This is a genomic window from Klebsiella scottii (assembly GCF_036561945.1).
GTDB lineage: Bacteria > Pseudomonadota > Gammaproteobacteria > Enterobacterales > Enterobacteriaceae > Klebsiella > Klebsiella scottii.
Map to the genome: position 1 here is coordinate 152,230 of NZ_JARXNI010000018.1, position 13,633 is coordinate 165,862.

At 56.2% G+C, this 13,633-nt stretch carries 9 protein-coding genes; 5 read left to right on the forward strand and 4 right to left on the reverse strand.

Going from position 1 to position 13,633, the window contains the following annotated elements; translation table 11 throughout:
- Positions 1–50: 50 nt before the first annotated feature.
- Positions 51–1,007, reverse strand: coding sequence for a galactofuranose ABC transporter, galactofuranose-binding protein YtfQ (gene ytfQ / locus QFI97_RS02605; RefSeq protein WP_076947019.1), 957 nt, complete (start codon positions 1,005–1,007; stop codon positions 51–53).
- A 401-nt stretch (positions 1,008–1,408) separates the two neighbouring features.
- On the opposite strand from ytfQ, the gene ppa reads away from it, so the two are divergent.
- From ppa to QFI97_RS02620, 3 genes are all read left to right on the forward strand, one after another.
- A complete protein-coding gene (gene ppa / locus QFI97_RS02610) occupies positions 1,409–1,939 on the forward strand; it encodes an inorganic diphosphatase (RefSeq protein WP_041143747.1) in 531 nt (176 codons plus the stop codon).
- 239 nt (positions 1,940–2,178) lie between these two features.
- Entirely contained in the window at positions 2,179–3,249 is a 1,071-nt protein-coding gene (yncE, locus tag QFI97_RS02615) for a 7-bladed beta-propeller protein YncE (RefSeq protein WP_346430535.1), read from the forward strand.
- An 86-nt stretch (positions 3,250–3,335) separates the two neighbouring features.
- Entirely contained in the window at positions 3,336–5,345 is a 2,010-nt protein-coding gene (locus QFI97_RS02620; RefSeq protein ID WP_346430536.1) for a TonB-dependent receptor domain-containing protein, read from the forward strand.
- Positions 5,346–5,392: 47 nt separating this feature from the next.
- Here the strand turns inward: QFI97_RS02620 and QFI97_RS02625 are convergent, their stop codons facing one another.
- Genes QFI97_RS02625 through tamA form a run of 3 tightly spaced genes read right to left on the reverse strand, consistent with a single transcriptional unit; the run spans position 5,393 to position 11,246 of the window.
- The gene (locus tag QFI97_RS02625; protein WP_095104349.1) at positions 5,393–5,737 is read right to left on the reverse strand and encodes a gamma-glutamylcyclotransferase family protein; all 345 of its coding nucleotides are present in this window, start codon (positions 5,735–5,737) and stop codon (positions 5,393–5,395) included.
- Between the two features lie 2 nt (positions 5,738–5,739).
- Positions 5,740–9,516, reverse strand: a complete 3,777-nt coding sequence (gene tamB / locus QFI97_RS02630) for an autotransporter assembly complex protein TamB (protein WP_346430537.1) — start codon at positions 9,514–9,516, stop codon at positions 5,740–5,742.
- Positions 9,513–11,246 carry an autotransporter assembly complex protein TamA gene (gene tamA, locus QFI97_RS02635; protein ID WP_095104353.1) on the reverse strand — a complete coding sequence of 578 codons (1,734 nt, stop codon included), beginning with the start codon at positions 11,244–11,246 and terminating at the stop codon, positions 9,513–9,515. The genes tamB and tamA overlap by 4 nt, the downstream gene beginning before the upstream one ends.
- Positions 11,247–11,456: 210 nt before the next feature.
- Here tamA and msrA point away from each other — a divergent pair, with 210 nt between their 5' ends.
- Both msrA and paeA read left to right on the forward strand, forming a co-directional pair.
- Positions 11,457–12,095: a peptide-methionine (S)-S-oxide reductase MsrA gene (msrA, locus tag QFI97_RS02640; protein WP_346430538.1), complete on the forward strand. Its 639-nt coding sequence runs from the start codon at positions 11,457–11,459 to the stop codon at positions 12,093–12,095.
- A 177-nt stretch (positions 12,096–12,272) separates the two neighbouring features.
- Entirely contained in the window at positions 12,273–13,616 is a 1,344-nt protein-coding gene (gene paeA / locus QFI97_RS02645) for a polyamine export protein PaeA (protein WP_095104358.1), read from the forward strand.
- Positions 13,617–13,633 lie beyond the last annotated feature (17 nt).

The following is a 13,633-nucleotide window of genomic DNA, read 5'->3' on the forward strand; positions in this document are numbered from 1 at the left end:
CCCACCGGGGAGAGGGAACTAAACCGAGCGTCCTGATGGCCTACGCTCACTCAATAGCCCATATTTTTCTTCTTCTCTAACTCTTCTTTCGCCGTATCCGGCAGATAGAGCGTAGATTTGGTGATGGTCAGCTTCTCAGGCAGGGTGCCGTCTTTCTTGAATTTTTCCAGCGCATCGAATGCCGGCCCGGCCATATTTGGCGTCAGCTCGACGCTGGCGTTAGCTTCGCCGGCGATCATCGCTTTGTAGATATCCGGTACGCCGTCAATGGAGCCGGTAAGAATATCTTTACCCGGCTTCAGCCCGGCCTCTTTAATCGCCTGGATGGCGCCGATAACCATGTCATCGTTATGGGCATAAACCATGCAGATGTTCTTGCCGTTATTTTCCGCTTTGATAAAGCTCTCCATAACCTCTTTCCCCTTGCTGCGGGTAAAGTCGCCGGACTGAGAGCGGATAATCTTGATGTTCGATGCCTTAGCGATGGCTTCAGCGAAGCCTTTTTTGCGGTCAATGGCGACGCTGGCCCCGACGGTGCCCTGCAGCTCAACGACGTTGCACGGCTTACCGTCGACGGTTTTCACCAGCCAGTCGCCAATCAGCTGACCTTCCAGCACGTTATTGGCGGTGACGGTGGTCATGTAGAGATCTTTGTCCTTCACATCAATGGAACGGTCGAGCAGGAATACCGGAATTTTGGCCTCTTTGGCCTCTTTCAGCACCGGCTCCCAGCCCGTCGCCACGACCGGGGCGATAAAGATGGCGTCGACCCCCTGCGCAATGAAGGAGCGTACCGCTTTAATCTGGTTTTCCTGCTTTTGCTGACCGTCGGCAATTTTCAGAGTAATACCGCGCTTAGCGGCCTCCTCCTTCGCAACGCTGGTTTCGGCCGCACGCCAGCCGGATTCAGACCCGACCTGCGAAAATCCTACGGTCAGAGGGGCAGCTATTGCCATAGATGACATAGCTGCGGAAACTGCTGTGACAAGAAGTAAGCGCTTCCACATAAGGCGATCCTCGTAGGGTTATTGTTAGTGAAATCGTTATCTGCGGACAAACTATAGACAATCAGAGATGTAACTGAATGCGTTACATCACACTTCGAAAAAGTAAACTAAATGTTAATTCACGCCATTTATGGCAGCTTAGAGCGGATAAGGCTTTCGCCACGTTGTCGCCATCGCCGCTGATGGCGAAATTTTTAGCACTTTGATAAATCAATCACATGCAATGTAAACGGTTACATAAATTTATTCAGGATGTGGCTATGTTTATGGATTTTCAGGTTGTTTTACGATGAAAAATGACGCCATCTTTCCGCCGCCAGAAACAAAAGAAGCGAAGACATTCGATGTGAGTTGGCTATAATACCGGGCACTTGTTTGCTATACATTTTAAAGGAACAGACATGAGCTTACTCAACGTACCTGCGGGTAAAGATCTGCCGGAAGATATCTACGTCGTTATTGAGATCCCGGCGAACGCAGACCCAATCAAATACGAAGTCGACAAAGAGAGCGGTGCACTGTTCGTTGACCGCTTTATGTCCACCGCGATGTTCTATCCGTGCAACTACGGCTACATCAACCACACCTTGTCTCTGGACGGTGACCCGGTAGACGTGCTGGTTCCGACTCCGTATCCGCTGGAGCCAGGCTCAGTGATCCGCTGCCGTCCGGTTGGCGTTCTGAAGATGACCGACGAATCCGGTGAAGATGCCAAGCTGGTTGCGGTACCGCACACCAAGCTGAGCAAAGAGTACGATCACATCAACGATGTGAACGACCTGCCGGAACTGCTGAAAGCACAGATCACTCACTTCTTCGAGCACTACAAAGATCTGGAAAAAGGCAAGTGGGTTAAAGTTGACGGTTGGGACAATGCTGCTGCGGCGAAAGCTGAAATCATTGCTTCCTTCGAGCGCGCGGCGAAGAACTAAGTTCGCCTCTGCGTAAAGCCAGACCCTGAACGCCGGCTGCCGGTTAGTAAGGGTTTTTTTATGTCCGCTGTTCACCTCCCTGCCCGTTTATTCCTCCCCTATCTCCCGACCCGTCGGGCAAACCTGCGGCCATATTTTCGCCTACCAGAATAGGGAGTTGGCCCGTCACATTTACAATTGCGAATGAAATTAAAAATCATTATCATTTTCAGTTCGTAAATAAATGTGAATAAACGTCAATGAACCTCCACAATGTGAAGACTTTAAAGCTCTGTTCCGGCATGGCGCTGACTGCGGCCCTGCTCCTGACCGGCCTGACCGCAGCGGCCGCCGTGCTTCCTGAGAAAGAGTTCCTGACTCGTGAAGTCGGTCATGGCGTCTATGAGCTGGCGGTAGACGCACAGCAGCATGCGCTGTTCGCCGCCTCCGCCCCCTCGTTTGATAAAGACAAAACCACGGGGCAGATTTACAAGCTGGATCTGGAAAGCCTCACCACCGTTGAAGTCATTAAAACCAGCCGGCGGGCGTTTGCCACCGCGCTGGACGACGCGAATCATGTCCTGTACGTCGGCAATACCCTCGAAGGTTCGGTCACGCTGATTGATACCCGCAGCGGTAAGGAGCTGGCGGTGCTGCAGCTCAGCGAGGCGAGCGACCCCAAAGAGATTATCCATACGCGCGAAATGGTCCTCGATAAGCAGAATCACCGCCTGTACGTCTCAGGCGTCGCGGAAAAGGGCGTTGTCTGGGTTGTCGATACCGAAAAGCGGGCCAGGGTTGCGACCATTAGCGATATGGGCGAATACCCAACCGGCATGGCGGTCGATCCGCAAAAAAACCGGCTCTACGTGGTGAACGGCAGAAATGGCCTGATCGCCATCGATACCACCAGCAATAAAATTATCGACCGCTTTACCGTCGCCCCGGATAAAAAACGTTTTTTCCTCAATATCGCCGTGGATGTCAAAAACAGTCGCGCATTTATTACCGACCCGGATTTACCCAATGTATTAGTGGTCGATATTCGTAACGGTAACGTCCTTTCTGAAATTGACGTGATTAACTCCCTGGCCGTTATTTATAACGAAAAGCGCAAGGAAGTTTATATTACCCATCGTAACGCCAAACTGATAACCATCGCCGACAGCGAAACCGGCAAGGTAAAACAGAGTATTCAAACTACCGCCCTTCCCAACAGCCTTGCGCTTTCCGCCGACGCGAACGCGCTGTATGTCAGCATTAAACAGCCCGAAGAGCTGATGGGTAAAAAGCCTGATTACGTGATGAAAATCGACCTGACGCAATACTAATAATCATCACTCGTTATTTTTCACCTTGTGGCGGCGCACCGTCACGAGGTGATGTCGTTATTTTTTCTTTGCAGGTGTCTGATATTATGAAAACGCGTCAACTCATTGCGCTTACGGGGATCGTAGCCTTATCCGGTGGGGTCATTTTGCCCTCTCAGGCGGAAGAACTTAGCGAAACTTCGCGTAGCGGCGAAGAGCAAATGGTGGTCACCGCCACCGGCTTTGCGCAGGAAAAGCGTGAAGCGCCGGCGACCATCTCGACAATCGATCGCCAAACGCTGGATATTCAGCCCGACCGCAACGTCGGCGAGGCGATAAAAAACCTTCCCGGCGTGTCGGTGTCGAGCGGCAGCGAAATATCCTCGGGCAGCATTATGATGCGCGGCATGGACCCGTCCTACACCGCCTTCATGGTTAACAGCGTCAAACAGAATACCGGCGAATCACGCCCCTATGGCCAGGACCTCGGCACCGAAGCCAGCTTCCTGCCGCCGATGGAGGCGATTGAGCGTATTGAGGTTATTCGCGGCCCGATGTCCTCCCTCTACGGCTCAGATGCCATCGGCGGGGTGGTGAACGTTATCACCAAAAAGCCTTACGGCGTGAAGGAGTGGACCGGCGCGATGGCCGCCAACACCTGGCTCCAGGAGCACCATGATTTTGGCAATACCAGCCAGATGAATCTGTTCACCATGGGCCCGCTGATCCCCGACGTCCTCGGCCTCAGCCTCGCGGCAGACTGGCTGGATCGTCGCGATGACGAACGCGAAAACTACTTCGGCAAGCACAACCGCAAGTCCCTCGATATGACGCTCGGCCTGGCCGCCAGCGAGAACAACCTCTTTGACCTGAACGTGGTGACCGGCGAGCAGGAGAAAAATCGGACCCGGCAGCGCGGCACGCCCTGGACATGGCGCTTCGACCGCGACGCGTTAACCCTGACGCACTCCGGCTGGTATGCCGACGATACCGTCGCCACCACCAACTACATTAATTATGAAAAAGGCCGCTCAAAGTACGTCTATGACGGGCAAACGCCGCAATACGTGCAGACGGAAAACTACGTTGCCAACAGCCAGACAACGCTGAGCCTTGATAACCACAAGCTGACCGTGGGCGCGAACTTTACCCGCGAAGAGCTGAATGACCGCTTTGATGTCGCCAACAAAACCCTGCCGGGCTCCACCCCGGTTACCAAAGTTAGCCGCAACGGCTGGGCGCTGTTTGCCGAAGACGGCTGGACCCTCGGCGATTTCATCCTGACCACCTCAGGGCGTCTCGATCGCGATGATAACTTTGGCACCCACGTCACGCCAAAGCTGTACGGCAACTGGGCGTTTAGCGACGCATGGGCGCTGAAGGGCGGGGTTTCAGCAGGCTATAAAAAACCGGAGCTGCGCGCGACCTCCAGCGATTTTATTACGCCGCACGGTTCAACCGTACCCTATCCCTTCCTGACGGTCGGCAACGACGACCTGAAGCCGGAGAAAAGCGTTAACTCCGAGCTCGGCCTGTACTGGACGGGCAGCGCCCTGGCGCTGGACGGCACGGTCTTCTATACCCAGTTCAAAGATAAAATTACCGAGCAAAACATCTGCGAAACCACGGCAACCAACCAGTGTTCCGTCAACGGCTACAAAGCAGATTCGATCGACAAATACTTTAACGTCAGTAAAGCCGACGTCTACGGCGTCGAGCTCAACGCTGACTGGCAGATTAGTGCCGATATCAAGGCTAACGCCAACTACACCTACAACCACAGCGAGCAGAAAAGCGGTGCCGAAAAAGGCTATGCGCTGAACGACTATCCGCGCCATATGGCAAATCTGTCGCTCAGCTGGGCGGCGACGCAGAGTATGGATGTCTGGAGTACGGTGAACTATCGCAGCAGCAACCGCGATAGCGGCAGCCACAATGAGTATGAGGCCTATACGATGGTGGATGTCGGCCTGCGCTATCAGCTGAACAAAAACGCGCAGCTGCTGGCGGGGATCTATAACCTGTTTGATGCGGACCCTAAACGCACCACCTCGTGGGGCGAGTACGGTCAGATAGAGGGCCGACGCTATAATCTCGGCGCCCGCGTCGAGTTCTGATTAACGCCCGCAAAAAACAGCGCCACCCGAGGGTGGCGTTGTCGTTTTTAATACTGGTCTCTGTCTAACCAGTTACCGCTCTCTATCAGCGTAAACCCCTCAACCGGGCGCTGATAGACATACATCCATGCGCCGCCATACGGCGTCTGGATAAGATGGCGCGCGTATTCGCCGCCTTTGGTACGCAGAGCATCCAGTTCGGCCAGCGTCGATGCGTCAATACGATAGACTTCACCATGTACCGTGCCTTCACCGGGCACCGCGCCTGGATAGTGGCCCAGGCTGTACAGCTGATAATCGTTGACACTATGATCGCCCAGCCACTGAGCGTTGGTCATCCAGTGGCTGTTGCCTTGTTTGCGTCGTAAACTGCCGTAAACAAATATTCGCATTGCTAAAACTCAAACTGATAGAGCAAATCGAGAGCCTGGTCTACGCCAGACACCGCTTCCATATATAGCTTAGGCATCAGGCGATAGCGTAATGTCAGCGTCGCCAGGGAGTCGAAGATACCGACCCCGTATTTTACCTGCAGACCCGGCAGCACATAGCCGCTGACTACCACCTGGGAAGAGTCGCCTACCCCCTCGGTATCCAGCGCCAGATTGCTTACGCCAAACGTCTCGCCGATTTTACCCACAACCTGACCACTTTGTGCAACCCCCAGGCCAATAAGCATTGACGTCATTGCGGCACTATCGCTTTGCCCGCTGCTCAATCCCTGGCCGCGCAGCAGATAAGAAAGCGCTTCCTGCTGCGACATTACCGGGTCGGAGAAGATCTCCGCCTTCGGCTGGTCGGCGGAGCCGGTGACGCGAACGCCGGCAATCACGTCGTCTTCTGTGGCATCCGGGTTGCGAATGGCTTCGATATTCAGTGAAGGCTGATCCGGCGGACCGGAGAACAGCAGCTCGCCTTTACGTACGATCAGATCCTGGCCGTAGGCGTGGAAGCGCCCTTCCGGAATATTGATCTGCCCGTTCAGGCCCAGACCTTGTCTATCCTGAGCAACTTTTAAATCGCCGGTCAGGCGCGCCTTCAGACCAAACGCGCTGAGGCGAACGTTATTACCGACATGGATCGTCAGGTTACTGTTGATCGGGATACCGGCGCTCTGCGGCTTAATCGGCTGCAGGGAGTCGTTCAGCATGACCTCATCGGAAGAGACGCCGACCGCGCTCTCCGGCACGTCGTTAACCACAATACGCGCCCACGGAACATCGACGCTACCGTCAAGATTAAACAAGCTCGGCGTCGCGGTAAAGACCACATCCGGCGAAACGTCCAGGCGCACCATCGGCGGCACCGTAATACGCACCCGGCTGCCCTTCGCCGCGATCTGCGCGCGCCAGTTGTCTATCTGGGTCCAGTCGGCGTTGCCGTTAAGGCTAATCTGGCCCTGGCTCGTATTCACCGTACCCTGCAGCGTCGAGCGGGTGCCGTTGAAGTTCATCGCCAGCTGGCTGGGCTGCATATCGAACGGCATAAAGTTACCGTCAATGTCCACGCCGTTCAGCTGCATCTGACCAAACAGCTGCGGATTTTGCACATCGCCGCCGAGGCGCAGGTTGGCGTTCAGCCGGCCCTCCGCCTTTTCCCCTCGGGAGAAGATCGGATTAATCATCGCCAGCGAGAAGTTATTGATGTTGATATTACCGCCGAGATTGCGTCGGCCCTGCGGGTCGGTGACCTGAACCTGTCCGTCAAGCTGACCGTTATTGGTCAGGCGGATCAGCCAGCCGAGCTGCGCGCGGTTGTTGTGCAGATCGGCGGTGAGGTTCAGGGTATCGAAAGCCACCGGCAGCGGCGCATCGTTGACCGTCTGGGTTACCTTCACGTTACGTCCGTTCAGCGTCACCTTGCCCTGCGGCAGCCCCTCTTTGGTGGTGTCCCAGCTCACGTCGGCGTTGCCGCTAAAGACGCCGCTGGCCTGGGTGGCCTCCGGCATAAACGGCTTCAGCATCGCCAGATCGAAACGGTTGAGGTTGACGACCGCCCGGCCGCTCGCGCCCGCATCGATCGCCTGCGGCACGCAGAGCTCGGCGTTCGGGTTGGTCCAACAGTGCGGCCCGATGCTGATTTTCTGCTCGCGGTTACGGTAGTCCAGCGCGATATTGCGCGTCAGCGAAACCGGGCCCACCGGCGTCTGGAAGCGGGTATTGCTCATCGTTCCCCTCCAGCGCTCCTCTTTACGGTCAAAACTCCCCGCCAGAGACAGCTGGCCGGAGACCGGCTCCCCCTGCACTTTAAGCTGCAGGTCATGCTGCTTCTCATTACCTTTCGCATTGAGCTGCACCAGGCTGATATTGACGCCCGGCTGGCTGATACGGTCGATACGCACATCGAGATTGCCGGCAATCTGATCGCTGGATTTAACGTCGCCTTTGACGTTAACCTGGGCAATCGATAGCTCCTGCCAGCGCAGGGCGCGGGCGGTGATATCCGCCAGCAGCTGCGGCGCCTCCACGGTGCCGCGCACTTTCACCAGCCCTTTCGCCGTCCCGCCAAGGCCCGGCAGCGCGTTATCGAGATGCGGCGCATCAATGGTGGCGTCGAGATCCAGATCTTTAACCCCCAGCTCGCCTTTCACGTCGGCGCTGTTGGGGCCTAACGCCAGATGCAGGCCGGGGATTTTCCACTGCATATAGCTATTGCCCTGCAGGGAACCGCTGACATCAACCTTATTCTGCTTCACGTTACCGGTGATTTTCAGCTCCGGGACCGACATCTGCCAGCTGCCGCCGTACAGGCTGCCCTGGGTTTTGATCAGGCCGTTCAGCTTCGAAGGCCAGTCCGGGACCTCTTTGGCCGTATTAATGCCGTCAAGGGTCAGCTCGCCGCGCCAGCTAATCGCCTGCTGCCAGTCAAGCAGCGCCTTCAGCTCGGTTTTCCCTTCCAGCGCGGCGACGGTCAGCTTATCAATATTCACCTGCTGCTCGTTGCCCTTAGCATTGAGGCTGATTTTCGCCGGCGGCAGAGATTGACCCTTCACCGCGGTGCTCAGCGCCAGGGCGTAGTCGGTCATTTTGCCGCTGAATTTCAGCTGCAAATCGTCGGCCTGGAACTGCTTTTCGCCGCTAAACGGCCAGTACAGCTGCTTGCTTTTCAGCTCCATATTGAGCGGCAGCCCGGCTTCAGCCAGCTGCGCATCGGCGCGTAGCGTCATCGCCACCGGGCCGGCTAAATCAACGCCAACCGTCAGCTTTTTGCGCATCTCGCCGCCGACTTTCAGCTGCACCTTCTCGCCCTTGAGCGGGTCAATATTCAGCGTACCGTCGAGGGTAATATCCACCGGCCAGCTATCCTGCAGCTGCGCGCTGCCCGCGGCGGTGACCTTGCCCTGATCGGAATCGATATCCAGCGTATCGAGCTTCATCTGCCCGTCAATGCTGCTGACCTTCAGCAGCAGGCTGTAGATGGTCATATCGGTATCGCCGGTAACCCGCAGCTGCTCGCCGCGGAACTCCTCAATATTGAGGTTGAGCGGCAGATGGACGTCGGCCATTTCCGGGAGCACCGGCTGCGCAAACAGCGCCTTCATCGTCTCGCCGAGCGGTTTTTCCTCCGGCTGAGGATTCTCTATCTTCGGCTCAACGACCTGCTCCTGCGCCACCTTAGCGACTTTCGGCAGTGAGATAAGCAGCCCCTGCAGCGATGTCGGCGTCAGGGTCAGGTTTTTCTCCTGCCAGCGCAGGCCGGTGGAGAAATCCCGCACCGACACGGCGGTATCATCAATTTTGACGTTAACGTTTTGCAGCGCGACGCGGCTCAGGGTGATGGGATATGGGGTTGAGAGATTCAGCGGCCCTGAATCCTCCTCTTCTGGCGGCGCGGAAGGCGGCATTTTTGAGGTATCGATCGCGACGTAGATATCGCGTAGCGAAATGTCGTTGACGCACAGGCTGCTGTCCCACAGGCAGCGTAGCTTCACCGCAAGGTGGAACTGACCGGCGGTAACCGCCACGCCCGGTTGGGCGAACCGCACGTTCTCCAGCGTCAGGTCACGCCAGCCGCCGGTAACCTTGCCGATCTCCAGGCCAGGCACCCAGCGGTCTGCCGCTTTCAGCACCAGATGCAGGCCGCTGGTGGTGCCGACCAGGAAGCCAACCGTGCCCAGCAGCAGGACCAGAAAGAGCACGACCCCGAGGCTTATCTTCTTCCATAAACTCATAATTCAGGCCCCAGACCGATGTAAAACTGTAAACCGTGTTCGTCTTTGTCGCCGACCGGCGCGGCGATATCCAGCTTGATAGGACCGACCGGCGACTGCCAGCGAACGCCAACGCCGGCGCCGGTTTTGAAGTCGCTTTTGCGGATATCGCTTACTGCCTCACCGCCGTCGATAAACATCGCCCCCCACCACTTTCCGCTGACGTTGTACTGGTACTCCAGCGAGCCGGTGGCCAGCTTCGATGCACCGATCAGCTTGCCATCGTCGTCTTTTGGCGAGATAGATTTGTATTTGTAGCCGCGAATGCTGCGGTCGCCCCCGGCGAAGAAACGCAGATCCGGCGGGACCTTGTCAAAATTGTCGGCCTCAATCCAGCCGAGGTTACCGCGCACCACAAAACGGTGGCGATCGTAGAGCGTGCGGATCCACACGTCCTGCGCCTGGGCGACGACGAAGTTAATATCCGAGCCCCACATGGTGTTGGAGTAATCCACCGAATAACGCTGGGAATCGCCCCAGGTCGGCATCAGGCCGCCCCGCGAGCGGGTGCGGTTAACCGATACCCCGGGATAAATCAGCATGGTGGTATTGGTGACGTTAGCCTGGGTAAAGTGATCGAGGCTCCAGCGCAGGTTGATAGCGCGCTGCCAGCCGCTCGACATCTCCCAGTAACGCGATGCCGCGAGGGTGGTGGAGTCGGCTTTGGTATCGTTGAGATCCGTGCGCTTAAAGCCGCCCTGCATCAGGTAATACTGTTCCAGCGGGCTCTTCAGCAGCGGGACCTTATAGCTGAAATCAAGCTGCTGCTCCGGTGCGGAGAGGCTGACGCTGGAGGTCAGGCTGTGGCCATAGGAGTTCATCCACGGCTTTTTCCAGGTCGCCTTCACCCGCGGCCCGACGTCGGTCGAATAGCCGATACCGGTTTCGACGGTATTCTCTTTGCGCGGCGCGACCACGCCCTTCAGAGGCAGCACTTTCGTTTTTCTGGACTTCTCAAACTCCGGCGCGACCACCACCGAGCTGAACCAGCCGGTGGCCGCCAGGCGGCGGTTTAGCTCCGCCAGATCCTCGGAGGTATACTCATCCCCCTGCTTAAACGGCACCAGATTTTGCAGGTACTCGTCGCGGATCTGCGACCCGCTGAAGGTCACGGCGCCGAAGCGATAGCGCTCGCCGCTGTTGTAATCGATATCCCAAAAGGCCTGATGACGATCGAGAGAGACCCCGAGCTGGCTTTTATTGAATTCACTATCAAAGTAGCCTTTGCGCAGCGCTACGCGGGTCAAGGAGCTTTTAAAACCGTCGTAATCGCCGTGATTCAGCACGGTGCCGATTGCCGGACGCGTTTTTAACAAATCCAGATAGTCACGGTCGGTTCGCGCTCCGCCGCGCAGAATGACGTCGGTACCGCCAATACGCACCGGTTCGCCGGGCGTCACTTTGGCAATCAGCACCTGCCGCCCTTTTGCCGGCGGCGGACGTAAATCAAAATCGATCGTCGGTTCGTAGTAACCTAGCGCTTTCAGGCCTTCACGGATGGCATCATCAACGCGCGCGCGAAAGCGTCGATCCGGCGTGACTTCATCACTTTGGATCGTCGATAGCTGGGCACGGACATTTTTTTGCAGTTCCCCGGATAGCCCCTCAACCTGCAAACGCACGCTCGCGGCGCTAGCGACCCCGCTGACCAGCAAAAGGCTGGTGACACATAACTGGCGGATTTGTAGCACGTTTTCTCCTGAATATCCTTGTTTCCCCCCGAAGGAAACGAAAGCGCCGATCCCCGGCTTAACAAAACCCTAACAGCTAAGGGTTGAAAAAATGACGATAACCCAAATAATTCTTATGTTTAACTCTAGACGTACCGATCGTGTTTATTGTGTAAAAAGACACGCATCGTTACAACCTTAACTACGACTTATGTTTTAGAGAGGCCAACCGTGAGTCTATTTGATAAAACGCATCTTGTCGCCCAGGCGGATGCGCTACCCGGACGCAACACCCCTATGCCGGTGGCAACGCTCCACGCCGTCAATGGCCACTCCATGACTAACGTTCCTGCGGGAATGGAAGTTGCGCTGCTGGCGATGGGCTGCTTTTGGGGAGTTGAGCGCCTGTTCTGGCAGCTGCCCGGCGTTTACAGCACCGCCGCAGGCTATACCGGCGGCTACACCCCTAACCCAACCTACCGCGAAGTGTGTTCCGGTGATACCGGCCACGCCGAGGCCGTACGCATCGTGTACGACCCGCAGGTCATCAGCTATGAGCAGCTGCTGCAGGTATTCTGGGAAAACCATGACCCGGCTCAGGGAATGCAGCAGGGCAATGACCACGGCACCCAGTATCGTTCGGCTATCTATCCGCTGACGCCGGAGCAGGATGCGGCCGCTAAAGCCAGCCTGGCACGTTTTCAGGCGGCGATGCGCGACGCCAACGACCCGCGCCAAATCACCACTGAGATAGCAACGGCGAAGCCGTTCTACTATGCTGAAGACGACCACCAGCAGTATCTGCATAAAAATCCGTACGGATACTGCGGTATCGGCGGGATCGGCGTATGCCTGCCGCCGCAGGCGTAGCGTAGTAGTGAATATTTCCGGGGCGCACAATTAACGCTCTGGCGGCTTTACAGTACCTTACGCTATACTAGGCTGTGTTGTAGCCGGTCCAGTGCCTTCGGACCGGTTTTTTATGTATTCCACATTAGAGTTATCAACTTCCCTTCCGAGGATCTGGCCTCAATGGCTAGATAAACTATGTTAAACAGTATTTTAGTAATACTTTGTCTGATTGCCGTCAGCGCATTTTTTTCGATATCAGAAATCTCGCTGGCCGCCTCACGTAAAATCAAACTCAAACTGCTGGCCGATGATGGTCACGTGAACGCTCAGCGCGTTCTCAAAATGCAGGAAAACCCTGGGATGTTCTTCACCGTCGTGCAAATCGGCCTCAACGCGGTGGCGATTCTCGGCGGTATCGTCGGCGATGCCGCATTTTCACCGGCTTTCAACAGCCTGCTAAGCGGCTATATGTCGCCGGAACTCTCCGAGCAGCTCAGCTTTATTATCTCTTTTACTCTGGTCACCAGCCTGTTCATCCTGTTTGCTGACCTGACCCCGAAACGCATCGGTATGATTGCGCCAGAAGCAGTAGCTTTGCGTATCATCAACCCGATGCGCTTCTGCCTGACGGTGTTCCGCCCGCTGGTGTGGCTGTTCAACGGCATGGCCAACAATATTTTTCGGCTGTTCAAATTACCGATGGTGCGTAAAGACGACATCACCTCCGATGATATTTACGCGGTCGTCGAGGCCGGCGCGCTGGCCGGCGTGCTGCGTAAGCAGGAGCATGAGCTGATTGAGAACGTGTTCGAGCTGGAATCACGTACCGTTCCGTCGTCGATGACCTCGCGTGAAAATGTTATCTGGTTCGATCTCCACGAAGATGAGCAGAGCCTGAAGAACAAGGTTGCGGAGCATCCGCACTCCAAATTCCTGGTCTGTAATGAGGATATCGACCATATCATCGGCTACGTGGACTCCAAGGATCTGCTGAACCGCGTGCTGGCGAATCAAAGCCTGGTGCTGACCGGCGGCGTGCAGATCCGCAATACGCTGATTGTCCCTGATACCCTGACGCTGTCAGAAGCGCTGGAGAGCTTTAAAACCGCCGGCGAAGACTTTGCGGTCATCATGAACGAATATGCGCTGGTGGTCGGGATTATTACCCTGAACGACGTAATGACCACCCTGATGGGCGATCTGGTCGGCCAGGGGCTGGAGGAGCAGATCGTCGCCCGCGACGAGAACTCATGGCTGATTGACGGCGGTACGCCGATTGATGACGTGATGCGCGTGCTCGATATCGACGATTTCCCGCAGTCCGGCAACTATGAAACCATCGGCGGCTTCATGATGTTTATGCTGCGCAAGATCCCGAAGCGCACCGACGCGGTGAAATTCTCAGGCTACAAGTTTGAGGTGGTGGACATCGATAACTACCGCATCGATCAGCTGCTGGTCACCCGCATCGACAATAAACCGACGGTGATGGTACCGAAGCAGTCGGAAACGGTGGTAAGCGAAAAAGAGTCGGCATAATCGCCGCCTTCAGAAAC